This is a genomic window from Hymenobacter aerilatus, assembly GCF_022921095.1.
In the GTDB taxonomy this organism is placed as follows: Bacteria; Bacteroidota; Bacteroidia; order Cytophagales; family Hymenobacteraceae; genus Hymenobacter; species Hymenobacter aerilatus.
The window spans coordinates 1,877,286-1,891,061 of sequence record NZ_CP095053.1 but is presented as its reverse complement, the minus strand read 5'-3'; the positions used below and the strand labels follow the sequence as shown (position 1 = coordinate 1,891,061).

At 57.2% G+C, this 13,776-nt stretch carries 13 protein-coding genes; 5 read left to right on the top strand and 8 right to left on the bottom strand.

What is annotated here, in order from left to right; all coding sequences use genetic code 11:
• Nucleotides 1-143: 143 nt before the first annotated feature.
• Nucleotides 144-515 (top strand): hypothetical protein, encoded by a 372-nt coding sequence (locus MUN82_RS08040; RefSeq protein ID WP_245096484.1) that lies wholly within the window; start codon nucleotides 144-146, stop codon nucleotides 513-515.
• 323 nt (nucleotides 516-838) lie between these two features.
• On the top strand, nucleotides 839-1,201 hold the full coding sequence (locus tag MUN82_RS08035; protein ID WP_245096482.1) for a DUF4890 domain-containing protein: 363 nt from the start codon (nucleotides 839-841) through the stop codon (nucleotides 1,199-1,201).
• A 94-nt stretch (nucleotides 1,202-1,295) separates the two neighbouring features.
• Here the strand turns inward: MUN82_RS08035 and MUN82_RS08030 are convergent, their stop codons facing one another.
• Together MUN82_RS08030 and MUN82_RS08025 are read right to left on the bottom strand one after the other, a co-directional pair.
• Nucleotides 1,296-2,585: a citrate synthase gene (locus MUN82_RS08030; protein ID WP_245096480.1), complete on the bottom strand. Its 1,290-nt coding sequence runs from the start codon at nucleotides 2,583-2,585 to the stop codon at nucleotides 1,296-1,298.
• 141 nt (nucleotides 2,586-2,726) lie between these two features.
• Nucleotides 2,727-3,479 carry a DeoR/GlpR family DNA-binding transcription regulator gene (locus MUN82_RS08025; protein WP_245096478.1) on the bottom strand — a complete coding sequence of 251 codons (753 nt, stop codon included), beginning with the start codon at nucleotides 3,477-3,479 and terminating at the stop codon, nucleotides 2,727-2,729.
• A gap of 278 nt (nucleotides 3,480-3,757) precedes the next feature.
• Between MUN82_RS08025 and MUN82_RS08020 the strand changes: the two genes are divergently transcribed.
• From MUN82_RS08020 to MUN82_RS08010, 3 genes are all read left to right on the top strand, one after another.
• Nucleotides 3,758-5,377 (top strand): glycerol-3-phosphate dehydrogenase/oxidase, encoded by a 1,620-nt coding sequence (locus tag MUN82_RS08020; RefSeq protein WP_245096476.1) that lies wholly within the window; start codon nucleotides 3,758-3,760, stop codon nucleotides 5,375-5,377.
• Between the two features lie 109 nt (nucleotides 5,378-5,486).
• Nucleotides 5,487-7,028: a glycerol kinase GlpK gene (glpK, locus tag MUN82_RS08015; protein WP_245096474.1), complete on the top strand. Its 1,542-nt coding sequence runs from the start codon at nucleotides 5,487-5,489 to the stop codon at nucleotides 7,026-7,028.
• Nucleotides 7,025-7,753: an MIP/aquaporin family protein gene (locus MUN82_RS08010; protein WP_245096473.1), complete on the top strand. Its 729-nt coding sequence runs from the start codon at nucleotides 7,025-7,027 to the stop codon at nucleotides 7,751-7,753. Before glpK ends, MUN82_RS08010 begins: the two co-directional genes overlap by 4 nt.
• A 75-nt stretch (nucleotides 7,754-7,828) precedes the next feature.
• On the opposite strand, the gene MUN82_RS08005 is transcribed toward MUN82_RS08010, so the two are convergent.
• The 6 genes from MUN82_RS08005 to MUN82_RS07980 form a co-directional block, all read right to left on the bottom strand.
• The gene (locus MUN82_RS08005; protein ID WP_245096472.1) at nucleotides 7,829-8,764 is read right to left on the bottom strand and encodes an alpha/beta fold hydrolase; all 936 of its coding nucleotides are present in this window, start codon (nucleotides 8,762-8,764) and stop codon (nucleotides 7,829-7,831) included.
• A gap of 3 nt (nucleotides 8,765-8,767) precedes the next feature.
• On the bottom strand, nucleotides 8,768-9,652 hold the full coding sequence (locus MUN82_RS08000) for an NmrA family NAD(P)-binding protein (RefSeq protein ID WP_245096471.1): 885 nt from the start codon (nucleotides 9,650-9,652) through the stop codon (nucleotides 8,768-8,770).
• Nucleotides 9,653-9,786: 134 nt separating this feature from the next.
• Nucleotides 9,787-10,665 (bottom strand): helix-turn-helix transcriptional regulator, encoded by an 879-nt coding sequence (locus tag MUN82_RS07995; protein WP_245096469.1) that lies wholly within the window; start codon nucleotides 10,663-10,665, stop codon nucleotides 9,787-9,789.
• A 37-nt stretch (nucleotides 10,666-10,702) separates the two neighbouring features.
• Nucleotides 10,703-11,338 (bottom strand): hypothetical protein, encoded by a 636-nt coding sequence (locus MUN82_RS07990; RefSeq protein ID WP_245096467.1) that lies wholly within the window; start codon nucleotides 11,336-11,338, stop codon nucleotides 10,703-10,705.
• 171 nt (nucleotides 11,339-11,509) lie between these two features.
• On the bottom strand, nucleotides 11,510-12,901 hold the full coding sequence (gene mnmE, locus MUN82_RS07985) for a tRNA uridine-5-carboxymethylaminomethyl(34) synthesis GTPase MnmE (RefSeq protein WP_245096466.1): 1,392 nt from the start codon (nucleotides 12,899-12,901) through the stop codon (nucleotides 11,510-11,512).
• Nucleotides 12,902-13,004: 103 nt separating this feature from the next.
• Complete coding sequence (locus MUN82_RS07980; protein ID WP_245096464.1) at nucleotides 13,005-13,664, bottom strand: metal-dependent transcriptional regulator; 660 nt, start codon at nucleotides 13,662-13,664, stop codon at nucleotides 13,005-13,007.
• Between the last annotated feature and the right edge of the window lie 112 nt (nucleotides 13,665-13,776).

Below are 13,776 nucleotides of genomic sequence, written 5' to 3'. Positions count from 1 at the left end.
TTTTTTAAGTTAAAATTTAGACGGTACGTTTGTATCGTTCGATGTGGCTGAATAGCGTCTATAAATAGGATTCGGCTGATGTAAGCACAAAGAATACATTAAAGAAGAATCATCAAGCATCCACTCTTTTACTTACTACGAGCATGAAAAAAGCATACTTGACCGCCGCTTTGCTGATAGGGCTATACATGAGTAGCACAGCAGAAGCTATTGCCCAAGATCCCAGCGAAAATCCTGCGATTCAGCAGCGGGCGGTGATACTCACCCGGACTATGGCCACCAAAATGCGACTCGATGAAGGCCAGTATTTGAAGCTAAAGCAACTGAACGTACGGTGGCTGACGGAGATGGAAACGCTTAAACAAGAGGGCACAGCCACTGTATCGTCGCTGGATGAGCAAGCATCGGCTATGCAGGCGCAGTACGAAAGCGAAATGCTAGCACTGCTATACCCCGCGCAGCAGCAGATCTACCGCCATTCAGAAAATACCCGTATGGCCTTCCGCGCCGAATAGCTTCATTAAGCTAATAGAAAGACCAAGGGCCCTCTTCCAAGTGACGTGTCAGTACAATTTATATAGGTAAGTAAGCCCTACAGTCTGAGTGACACTAATACAATAATGAATAGGAATGCAGTTGCATATAGGTTAAATGATAGTTAGTAGAAAAATATAATAAGTTTATGTTGCATTATATTTATAAATAGTATTATATTCGATTATAATTATGTTTTGCCTCGCTTGTTGGCATCTGTGACACACATGCCAATGCCAGTTGACTTTTTCCATCACCCCACACAAAATTCAACAGTATTCTCACTTTCTACTTCTCTAGTATTATGAAAGCAAAATCTTACATCCTCCTCGCCGTATTTGCTCTGTTCAGCACAACTTCTGTAATGGCCGGCGGCCCTGGCGACTCACCGTTGGCTACCCGCGCCAAAACGATGACGCAGCAGATTGCGGCTAAGACGCACCTCAATGAAGGTCAGTACCTGAAAGTGAAACAGCTGAACCTGCAAATGCTGACGGCTGTGGAAACGCTTAAAAAACAGCGCAACATGGACACCGAAGCCGTTGACAAACAAATGGCCGAAATTCAGGACCACTACGAGTGGGACCTAGCTGCTATCTTATGGCCCCGCCAGATGGTAGCCTACCGTGAGGCCAAAGCCTCTATGACGGCCGTAAACCTGCGTTAAGCGCTTGCCTACTGGCTAAACGGCTATCCATCTTCTAGTACACAAAAAAGCCCGCTGTAAAGCGGGCTTTTTGTATGAGGAGGGTAGGGCCAACTTAGCGTTGCTCGATGCCAACGTAGTCGCGTACCTGCTCGCCCACGTAGATCTGGCGCGGGCGGCCAATAGGCTCTTTGTTTTCGCGCATCTCTTTCCACTGGGCAATCCAGCCGGGTAGGCGGCCCAGGGCAAACAGCACCGTGAACATCTCCGACGGAATACCCAGAGCCTTATAGATAATGCCCGAGTAGAAGTCAACGTTCGGATAGAGCTTACGGTCAACGAAGTACTGGTCGGTGAGGGCAGCTTCTTCCAGCTCTTTAGCAATTTTGAGCAGGGGGCTGTTGGTAACGCCCAATTCCTGCAATACTTCGTCGGCAGCTTTCTTGATGATCTTGGCGCGCGGGTCGAAGTTCTTGTACACGCGGTGGCCGAAGCCCATAAGGCGGAAGGGGTCTTCCTTGTCCTTGGCCTTCGCAATGAATTTGCTGGTGTCGCCACCATCGCGTTCAATGGCTTCCAGCATCTCAATAACCTCTTGGTTGGCACCGCCGTGCAGGGGGCCCCACAGCGCGTTGATACCGGCCGAAACCGAACCGTAGAGCGAGGCGTTGGACGAGCCTACCAGGCGCACGGTAGAGGTAGAGCAGTTCTGCTCGTGGTCGGCGTGCAGGATGAGCAACTTATTGAGGGCGCGCACTACCACGGGGTTCACCTCGTACTTCTCGGTGGGGTAGCCAAACATCATATACAGGAAGTTGGCGCAGTAGTCGAGGTCGTTGCGGGGGTAGCTGAGCGGGTGCCCAATGGAGTTTTTATACGTCCAAGCCGCAATAGTTGGCATCTTGGCCAGCAAGCGCACAATGGTCAGGTCTATCTGCTCGGCGGTCTGGTTGGGATTGATGCTCTCGGGGTAGAAGCCGGTCAGCGCGCAGGTAATGCTGCTGAGGATGGCCATGGGGTGCGTGCTGCTGGGGAAACCGGAGAAAATCTTGCGGATGTCCTCGTGTACCAGCGTGTGCTTGGTAACACGGTTGCTGAACGCGTCCAGCTCACTTTGAGTGGGTAGAGAGCCGTAAATCAGCAGGTAGGCTACTTCCAGAAAGCTCGATTGCTCGGCTAGTTGCTCAATAGGGTAGCCCCGGTAGCGCAAAATGCCTTCCTCACCATCCAGAAATGTGATGGCGCTCTTGGTAGCGCCCGTGTTTTTGTAGCCCGGATCAAGGGTAACGTAGCCGGTTTGGTCGCGAAGCTTGGCAATATCGATTGCCTTTTCGTGCTCGGTGCCTTCAATAGTAGGGAAAGAATACGTTTTCCCATCGAGAATCATCTCAGCAGACTCTGCCATAAGTATCGGTTAGAGGGTGGGTTCGGGGCGAAGCTAAAGAATTACGGCCAAGCCAAAAAGCGAATAACAAGGATTTGCACCTATACTACAAAATCCCAGGCTGTGTTGTTTCGTGATGAATAGGTATTGAAAGAAGCCGGGTCAGGTAATAGTCAGCTGAATACCTTGCTCTTCCAGCCGCTGCGCATCGTGCCGCGAAATTCCGGCGTCGGTGATAATGCGGTGTACTTGGTCGAGGCCGCAGATGCGCCCAAAACCGCGACGGCCGAACTTGGAGGAGTCGGCCAGCACGATGGTTTCCTGGGCCGCCCGTATCATTTGCTGGTTCAGGCGAGCCTCGCCCATATTGGTGGTGGTCAGGCCAAAATCCAGGTCAATGCCGTCAATACCCAGAAAGAGCTTGCTGCACGAAGTATCGGTCAGTACCTGCTCGGCGTAGGGCCCCGTCACCGACGACGAGCTATGCCGTAGATAGCCGCCGAGCTGTAGTACCTCTATTTCGGGATGGCGCAGCAGTTCTATCCCCACGTTCAGGGCCGAGGTAATAACGGTGAGCGGCAGCTGGGCGGGTAGGGCGCGGGCCAGCGCCAGCATGGTGGTGCCCGAAGCAATAATAATGGACTCCTGCGCCTCAATGAGCCGGACCGCGGCCATCACAATGGCCGTTTTCTCGGTCACATGCAACAGTTCCTTCTCATTCACGGGGCGGTCTTTGATGTAGGGGCTTTCCAGAGCCGCACCGCCGTGGGTGCGAAACAGCAATCCTTTTTCTTCAAGTAGTTTCAGGTCCTTACGGATTGTCACGGCCGACACGTTCAGGGCCTCGCACAAAGCGGGTACCTGCACGTGCTTTTGCTCCTGCAACTGCTGCAAAATGAGTTGGTGCCTTTTCATGCTAGGATTCATCAGGAGTAAATGTATCCAATTTTAGCGGAGCAAGTAGACTAACAGCTTTTCGAGTGTTTCGCTTTGCTGTTTCTGCTAGGGTAGGGACTTGCTGCCGGACGGTAGAAAGTCAACCCAAAGACGTGTTGTGATAGAATAAATTGAGGATAACCAGTTGAATATATATTTCTTATCTACAGAAAATATGTTACTGTAATCTTTTGTTCTTTACTTTCGTTTAGTTTCTTTGGGTAATAGTTGAAAAGGAAAAGAAATAAAACGAAAAGATGGGTGAGCAAGCAACCGGGTCTACCTTTCAGCGGGCAGCCCTCTTACAGCAGCTGACGAGCCAGCCTATTTGGGACCTACTTGTGATTGGGGGCGGCGCCACGGGCTTGGGAGTAGCCCTCGACGGCGTTAGTCGGGGCTACAAAACGCTACTACTAGAACAGGTAGACTACGCCAAGGGCACCAGCAGCCGCAGTACCAAACTGGTGCACGGGGGCGTGCGCTACCTGGCCCAGGGCGACATTGGGCTGGTGCGCGAGGCGCTGTATGAGCGGGGACTTCTGCTGAAAAACGCGCCCCACCTGGTGAAAAATCAGGATTTCATCATCCCAAACTACGAGTGGTGGGGCGGCCCGTTCTATACCATCGGCCTGACGATGTACGACCTGCTGGCTGGTAAGCTCAGCTTGGGAGCCTCACGGCATCTCAGTAAAAAGGAAACGTTGCGCCGCCTGGGCAACATCAAAACCGACGGCCTGCGGGGCGGCGTGCTCTACCACGATGGCCAATTTGACGACGCCCGCCTAGCCGTGAATCTAGCCCAGACGGCCATTGAGCAGGGGGGCACGCTGCTCAACCACTTCGAGGTGCGCAACCTGCTGAAGAACGAGCAAGGCGAAGTGGCGGGCGTACTGGCTACCGACTTAGAAACCAGCAAAGCCTACCCCCTGCGGGCCAAAGCCATAGTAAATGCCACTGGTATTTTCGTAGATGATATTCTGCAAATGGACCAGCCCGGTGCCAAGAAGCTGGTGCGTCCCAGCCAGGGCGTGCACATCGTGCTCGACAAATCTTTCCTACCCGGCGGCGACGCCCTCATGATTCCGAAGACCGATGATGGGCGCGTGCTGTTTGCCGTGCCGTGGCACGGCCGCGTAGTGCTGGGCACCACCGACACGCCCCTGAACGAGTACAGCCAGGAGCCGCAGGCGCTGGAACAGGAAATCGACTTCATTCTGCGTACTGCCGCTCGCTACCTGGCGCGCCCGCCCAAACGGAGCGATGCCCTGAGCATTTTTGCCGGGCTACGGCCCCTAGCAGCGCCCCAGGATAACTCAGAGAAGACCAAGGAAATTTCGCGCAGCCACAAGATTCTGGTGTCGGAAGCAGGGCTGATTACCATCACAGGCGGCAAGTGGACTACTTATCGCCGCATGGGTCAAGATACTGTGGATAAAGCTATTGCCCTAGGTAAGCTCCCGAAGGCGCCGAGCCAAACGGCGCACCTTCCCATTCACGGCGCCCTACCTACCCCCGACCGTAGCAACCACCTCTACGTGTATGGCAGCGACCAACCTGCGTTGCAGCAGCTCATTGCCGCCGAGCCTGCCCTAGGCGAAAAGCTGGATCCTACCCTGGAGTTTGTGAAGGCCGAAGTGGTGTGGGCCGCCCGCCACGAGCTGGCCCGCACGGTGGAGGATGTGCTGGCCCGCCGCGTGCGGGTGCTATTCCTGGATGCGCAGGCTGCTATCCGGATGGCGCCAACGGTAGCTGCATTGCTGGCCCGCGAGCTGGGGCACGATGCGCAGTGGGAGCAGCAGCAAGTAGATGCGTTCTGCAAGGTGGCGCAGCACTACGTACTTCGGGACCAGTCCCTACTAGCTACGGAAAAAGCCTGAAGGCTTTTCCTTTCTCTCAAACTGCAAACGATTTCGGGCTAAAAGTGCTACTTAGCGAACCGAATTAGACTTTTGCTCTTCCCAATACGCTCTCACTTTACTATCCTTCATGCAGCAATATATCTTGTCGCTCGACCAAGGAACGACCAGCTCCCGTGCTATTCTCTTCGACCAACAGGGGCAGATAGTCTCGCAAGCTCAGAAAGAATTTACGCAGATTTTTCCGCAGCCGGGCTGGGTGGAGCACGACCCGTTGGAAATATGGTCGACGCAAGCAGGGGTAGCGGCCGAGGCAACGGTGAAAGCCGGGCAGAACGGCAAGAGCATTGCCGCCATTGGCATCACCAACCAGCGCGAAACCGTGGTGGTCTGGAACCGCCACACTGGCAAGCCCGTGTACAACGCCATTGTGTGGCAAGACCGCCGCACGGCGGAGTACTGCGACGAGCTGCGTGCGCAGGGTAGGGAAGACCTGATTCGGGCCAAGACCGGCCTGCTTCTCGACGCCTACTTCTCGGCCAGCAAAGTGCGTTGGATTCTCGACCATGTGGAGGGTGCCCGCCAGCAGGCCGAGGCCGGCGAGCTGGCCTTCGGCACCGTGGATAGCTGGCTGATCTGGAACTTCACTCAGGGCGAGTTGCACGTGACGGACGTGACCAACGCCTCGCGTACCATGCTGTTCAACATTCACTCCCTAACCTGGGACGACGAGCTATTGACTCTGTTTGCTATTCCGCGCAGCATGTTGCCCCAGGTGCGGCAGTCGAGTGAGGTGTACGGCGAAACCAAGACCACCATTTTTGCTTCTAAGATTCCCATTGCCGGCATTGCCGGCGACCAGCAGGCGGCCCTATTTGGGCAGTTGTGCACCGAGCCGGGCATGGTGAAAAGCACCTACGGTACTGGTTGCTTTATGCTGATGAACATCGGTACCGAGCCGAAAGCGTCGCAAAACAACCTGCTGACTACCGTGGCCTGGCAGCTAAACGGGCAGGTGCAGTACGCACTGGAGGGTAGCATTTTCATTGCTGGCGCCGTGGTACAGTGGCTGCGCGACAACCTGGGCATCATCAAAACATCGGCCGAAGTAGAGCAGCTGGCCCGTCAGGTAAGCAGCACCGACGGGGTGTACTTTGTGCCGGCCTTTGCCGGGCTCGGCGCGCCCTATTGGGACTCATATGCGCGGGGCGTCATCTTTGGGATGAGCCGGGCCACGAAAGCGGCTCACGTGGCGCGGGCCGCCGTAGAATCCATTGCCTACCAGACCATGGATGTGCTGCGTGCCATGCAGGCCGATGCGGAATTGCCCATTGCCGAGCTGCGCGTAGATGGCGGCGCTACCGCCAACAAGCTGCTGATGCAGTTTCTGGCCGACGTGCTGAATACGAAAGTGGTGCGCCCCCATATGGCCGAAACCACGGCCCTGGGCGCCGCCTACCTGGCGGGGCTGGCCGTGGGCTACTGGCCAAGCATAGAGGCTATCAAAGCCCTCGGCCAAGCCGATACGGCCTATACGCCCCGCCCCGACCGTGCCAGTATCGAAGACGGTATTGCCGACTGGAACCGGGCCGTACAGGCGCTGCAAGTGTGGTCGGAGGGTAGGCCGGCGGCGAAATCAGAAGCTACACCAGCAACCGCAGCCGCCCAATGAGCCCATTTGCAGCAGAATTTGTGGGTACTGCCGTGCTGCTCTTGCTCGGCAACGGGGTAGTGGCCAACGTGGTGCTGGCCGACACAAAAGGCCACAACAGCGGCTGGATGGTTATCAGCACGGCCTGGGCGCTGGCTGTGTTTGTGGGGGTAGTCATTGCCGGGCCCAGCAGCGGTGCCCATCTAAACCCGGCCGTAACACTAGGACTGGCTGTAGCCGGCAAGTTTGCCTGGGCACTGGTGCTGCCCTACCTCGGGGCGCAGCTGGCGGGGGCCTTTGTGGGGAGCACGTTGGTGTGGGTGATGTACAAAGACCACTTCGACCGCACGCCCGACCCGCTGGCCAAGCTGGCGGTGTTTGCCACTGGCCCGGCCATCCGCAACCACCTCAGCAACCTATTCAGCGAGACGCTAGGCACCCTGGTATTGGTGCTGACGGTGTTCTACATTGTGGGCGGTGAAATTACGCCTACCCGCACGCCTATCGGGTTGGGCTCGGTAGGGGCGCTGCCGGTGGCGCTGCTGGTGTGGGTAATAGGGTTGGGCTTGGGTGGTACCACCGGCTATGCCATCAACCCGGCCCGCGACCTGGGGCCGCGCATCGCGCACGCTCTATTGCCTATCAAGGGCAAAGGCTCCAGCGAGTGGTCCTACGCCTGGATTCCGGTGGTAGGACCGTTGATTGGCGCAGTCCTGGCCGCGGGCTTGTATGCGTGGCTAGGGTAGGCAGTGTAGTTACTATTCTACTGTCCCCTACTGGCGCAGCGTAACTCGCGCCAGTAGGGGGACAGTAGGAGAAGTTTACTCGATAGGTTGTAAAAAACGTAACACAGCGTCCAGCACCTCTGCTGGCTTCTCTTCGAACATGTAGTGGCCACTATCCAGAATACCCACTACCTCAACGTTTTCGGCCATATACGGCAAGCTCATCTGCAAATAGTTGAACGATACGCGGCTCCCAATACCCAGCACCGGCATGGTTAGGCGCTCGTAGGTGCCGGCGTCAGCAATGTCCTGATTCAGTGCTTGGTACCAGGCCGTGGCTGCGCGGATATTTTCGGGCTGATTATACACGGCCGCGTACACCTCCCGGTCAAAGGGCGACATGCGGGACTCATCCAGCATCACGTAGCGAAATAGGTAGTCTAGCAGATACTGAAAACGTCCGGCCAGAAGTTGCTCGGGTAGCTCCTTCACCTGGTTGAAGGCCATCCACCAAACGTAGGGTTGCTGCCCGTCCATCTTTTCGGTGAAGGCGCCGGGGGAGGGTAGTAGTGGCATCTGCCGCATACCTTCGCTGGGATGAGCGCCGTCGGCCAGAATCAATTTTTCCGTGGCCTGTGGATAGTTAAAGCCGAAACTGCTGGCAACCATCCCTCCGATATCGTGACCGAGCAGAGATGCTTTTTCGATGTTCAGGTGGCGCAATAGAGCGTAGATATCCTGGGCCATCGTCTTCTTGTCGTAGCCGACAGCGGGCTTCTCAGAGCTGCCCATGCCCCGAATATCCACAATGATAACCCGGTAATGTTGGGCCAGCTCAGCCGCAATAGGGTGGTAGGAGTACCAAGTCTGCGGCCAGCCTGGCAGACAGATAAGGGCTGGACCGCTGCCGCCATCCACGTAATGGAGCTGCACCCCGTTCACGGTTGCGTAGTGATTGGTGAAGCCGGGCAGGTGCTGAATAAGGGCTTCGTCAGAATAAGGCCCTAGAGTGTTGGAAGTATCAGGTTGCATAAACTAAGACGCTAGGAAGGTGAGGGCAGAAGTCCAAGTAAGGTCTGGGTAGCGGGCATTGTCGAGGGGCTGGTTTTGCACGCTGAACATGCTGAGCAGGTACTGCATCTGTTGCCAGTCGGCGTAGAGCTGCTGCTCGCCGGCGGGGTTGGCCGCCCGTGCATGCTCAATGGACGCGGCCAAGTCAGCACGGGAGCCTAGCCGCGTCAGTGCAAAATCTCCCCGACCGACCTGCTGAGCGAGGGTAACCAGCTCGCGGGGGCTGGGTTGGAAGCTGGCAATGCGCAGAAAGCGGGGGGTAGCCGGGTCCAGCGCGGCCGCGGCTGTGAAAGCAGCCGTGTCGTTCATGGTGGTGAAGTCGATGCGCCAGTCGGCATCTTCCCAATAGCCCACTTGCTGCTGCTGAAAGTCGAGCAGCGGAATGTTGTAGGTCAGCACTTCGGCGAAAGCGCCGTTGAGAATAGACGTAGCAGCAATAGGCGCCTGGTCGAGGCGGGCTTGAAACGCCCGCCGCAGGTCAAAATTGCGGTTGGTGCCGGGTGCCTGCTGGGTGTAGTCACTGCAAAAATCAGACGGAATGAACCGAGGCACGCCGGCAGCTACGGCCGCCTGAAGCAACTGCGTTTGCGCTTCCACAATGACTTCGCGCAGACCCGCCAGCACCGACACCACACAGTCGGCTCCGGCGCAGGCTTGAGTAAGGGTAGGGAGGTCCGCAAAATCGACGCGGCGTACGTCGATTCCCTGTTGGGTTAAACTGTCAACTTTGGCGGGGGCAGTTTCGGGGCGCACGAGCACTCGCACATTCGCACCACGCTGCCGCAGGGCGTTAACTATACGGCTGCCGAGGTTACCCGTCGCGCCGGCCACTACAAGTAAAGGATTCATAAAAAGAGGGATGGGGAAGAAATAGCCGCTTTGCCGCGGCGACTTTAACTACCCCAAAGGTCCTCTAACCTCTCTCGGTCCAATGCCTGATTCTTGCGCTTTACTTACGCATTCTTGCGCTTATGTTGTGTAGCCTAGCCCTGCTGAAACGCGCGCGGACTCCGCCCCGTGGCCCGCTTAAAGGAGGCTGCAAAATGCGCTGGCGAGGCAAAACCCAACGCGTCGCCAATGGCTGCCACGGGCAGCTCGCCGGCCCGCAGCAGGGCGCGAGCCCGCCGGATTTTCCAGTCCAGCACATACTGGTAGGGTGAGCGGCCAGTGGTGTGCTTGAAGCGGCGGGCGAAGTGAAAGACGCTTAAATTAGCCAGATCGGCCAAGGCCTCCAGCGTAATAGGGGCCTCGGTGTGGGCCTCCAGGTACGCGTCGATACGGGTGAGCACGGCCGTGGGAAGCTGGCCCTGGGTCCGCCCCGGTAAGCGGCGCTCAAAAGTGGCGTGGTGCTCAATGAGATGGTAGCTGAGCGCCGTAACCAGCGACTCACTGTACAGGTGGCCTAAGGTATGGGACCGGCCGGCGGCCGCCAGCAACTGCTGCCCTACCTGCGCCAGTAAGCCATCCTCGCTGCGAAACCGCTCGCGCAGGGCAAAATAAGATACGTCTAGGTCGCGGCGGGCGCGAGTTTCCAAGGCTTGCGCATCTAGGTGTACGTGAATGATATCCGCGGGACCATCCCACCCAAACGGTCCGTACTCCCCCTGCGGATACAGGCCTACATCGCCTTTGCAAAACCGGTCGGCCTCTACGTGCCCGCCCGTGCGCCTGCTAGCTACCACCGGCTGTTCGCCCTGGTGCACAAGTAGCAGGTGCTGCTCGTGGTAGTGGGCTGGCAGAGTCATGGCCTCTAGTTGGTAGCGCTCCAGCCGCACCCCCGGCCAGTCCAGCGCCTGACTGCTTGCCAGGGCCGGACGGTCATACAACTCGGAGGTGTAGACGTGGGTAGTGAAAGCGGCCATAGAAAATCAGGTGCGGCGTGTAGCAGGGAGTTGCTGACTACCCCAAATTGTAAGGAAAACCAATACTTTGTAAATCGGTTTCCAGCTGCGGCCAATCTTCCAGCTCGTTGTTGATAGCCAGGGCAGCGGCTTTCGTAAGCGGTTCGTGGCGGTATACAGCTGCTACGGCATCGGGGTCGATGGGCTGGCGGTCGGTTTCGTCGAGGTAGTACTCGGTGGCCCAGTCGGTGTAGGTGTCGGGCTGTTGGTCGAAGATGAACAGCAACTCGTCGGAGCCGTCGTCTTCGTTTTCTACCACCCCAGTTTGCCAGCCATGCGCGGGCGTGTACCACAGGCAAAACGTAGTGCCAATGGAATTGACCGGCTCTCCGAATACGAATTCATCGAAGGCTTCGGGCAGGCCGCGGGTTACCTCGGCTTTATCTGGCTGGTCGTAGTCTTGCAAGTAGCCATTGATGCAGCAGCCTTCCGGCCGAAACAACACCAGCATCTGGTCGCCCTCGCCATCGGCCATTTCAAATAGCTCCTCCTCTATATCCCACGCCGGATTGTAGGTGTAGTACCGATACTCGGGCTCCGGCGAGTTCACGACATCCAGCGCGGCCAGCGACTTGCATAAGCGGCGCAACGCGTCCGCGTCGGGTAGGGCAGAGGGGTTCAGGGTAGAAAGCATAGGTAGAGAGTTTGTCATTCCGAACAGCGTGAGGAATCTGAGTTAACACGCGACATAGGAATAACTGGTTGCAGAAGAGAAAGAAATGCCCGCGTAACGGCCCTAGCTACGCAGGCATAACCATCATATGTTGACTCAGATTCCTCACGCTGTTCGGAATGACATGGGGATTTACTTCCCGATACAGAACTGTGTGAAGATGCTGGTCAGCAAATCATCCGACGAAATCTCGCCGGTGATTTCGCCCAGTGCGCCCAAGGCTTGGCGCAGGTCGGCGGCCACCAGCTCGGTGCCGGCGCCGGTAGCCAGACCCACTAGCACCGCATCGAGGGCGGCAATGGTAGCCTCTAGGCTGCGGGCGTGACGTAGGTTGGTGACGATAGTGCTGCTACCGGTGCGGTCGAGGCCGGCGCCGCGCACGTGCTCGAGTAGGGCCGTTTGCAGTTCGTCGAGACCGTCGCCGCGGGAAGCGGCAATGAGAACGGTATCGGGTCGGGCACTAAACGTGCTGATTTCGTCGTCGGAGGCCACGTCTAGCTTGTTGCCCACGGCCACTACCGAAACGCCGGCAGGTAGGCGTAGGTCTTCAATTTCTGCTTCAAGTTGAGCGGGCGAAGTGCTCGTGATATCAAATAGATATAGTACAACAGCTGCTTGTTGCACCCGCTGCCGCGTACGCTCTACCCCAATGGATTCTACCACGTCGGTGGTATCGCGCAGGCCGGCCGTATCCACAAAGCGGAACCGGATGCCGTCGATACTCACTTCGTCCTCAATCAAGTCGCGGGTGGTGCCGGCAATGGCCGATACGATGGCGCGCTCCTCGTGCAATAAGGCGTTGAGCAGGGTAGACTTGCCCGCGTTGGGCCGACCGGCAATAACAGTTGTTACACCGTTTTTGATGACGTTGCCCAACTCGAATGAGCGCAGCAGCTTGCGCACCAGAGCCTGCACTTCCTGGCTCAGCGCCACCAGCCCAGTACGGTCGGCAAACTCTACGTCTTCTTCGCCGAAGTCCAGCTCCAATTCTAGCAACGAGGCAAACTGCACCAGTCGCGCCCGCAGGTCGCGCAGCTCCCGCGAGAAGCCGCCGCGCATCTGCTGCATAGCTACCTGGTGTGATAGGGCCGAATCGGCCGCAATGAGGTCGGCTACGGCTTCGGCCTGGGCCAAGTCGAGGGCACCGCGCAGAAAAGCCCGCTTGGTGAACTCGCCAGGCTCGGCCAGCCGGGCGCCGCAGCGCACCAGCAGCATCAGCAACTGCTGCACAATGTAGTTGGAGCCGTGGCAGCTGATTTCCACCACATCCTCGCGGGTGTAGGAGCGCGGTCCGCGAAACAGCGACACCACCACCTCATCGATAATCCTACCCTCGTCGCGGATGGTGCCATAGTGCATCGTGTGGCCACGCTGGTCGGCCAGCTGATGACCGTGAAATACCAGGTCGGTGATGCCAATGGCCGACGGACCAGACAGGCGCAGCACCGCAATAGCGCCTGCGCCCGGCGGCGTCGACAAGGCAATGATGGTATCAGAAAGAGTAGGGGGAAGGAAAGCAGCCACGGAGAAAAATCTAAGCGAATTCGGTCATAAAAATACGCAGGCTACCCTAGCATGGATTGCCGGGTTAATAAGTTGCCAAGCAGCAGCAGTAGATGCACAGCACCTACTGGGTTACCAGTAAGTTCCGACTCACTTCGGCTGATATTAAAGCTTTTTGTTGTTGATTTACTTTGATTTCTAGTGAATTATCGAATTCTACCTTGTCTAATACTTCAAGCTGAGCGCCCAGGCTCAAACCTACCTTATCTAGATAACGCAGGAAGGCGGGGGAAGTGTCTTTCACCGCTACCACGGTACCCTGCTCGCCGGGCGTGAGGTCGGCCACCAGACGGCTGCGGGGGCGCTGCACGGCGCCGTCTTCGCTCGGAATCGGGTCGCCGTGAGGGTCGAGCTGGGGGAATCCTAAAAACTCGTCGAGCCGCCGCAGCAGCAAGGGTGACTGCAAGTGTTCCATCTCCTCGGCCACCTCGTGCACCTCGTCCCAATTGAAGCCCAGGGTCTGCACCAGAAACACCTCCCACAGCCGGTGTCGCCGGATAGTGAGCAAGGCCGCCTGCCTACCCTCACGGGTGAGGGTAGCCCCCCGGTAGCGCTGGTAGTCGAGCAACCCTTTTTCCCCGAGGCGGCGCAGCATATCCGTTACCGAAGCTGCCCGCGTTTGCAGCGCCTCCGCAATGCGGTTGGTGCTGACTTCCACGCCGGGCTCGGCTTCGGAGAGCTTGTAGATGGCTTTCAGGTAGTTTTCCTCGGTGTAGCTAGGCAAGGGAAGTTGTGAAATGGTGAGAAGGTGAAATTGTGAGTTTTCGCGCTGTTGTTTGGAGAAGTCTGTTATCCTAAGCCATTTGTCATCCTTTATCTGGCGTCCGCTTGCGAAG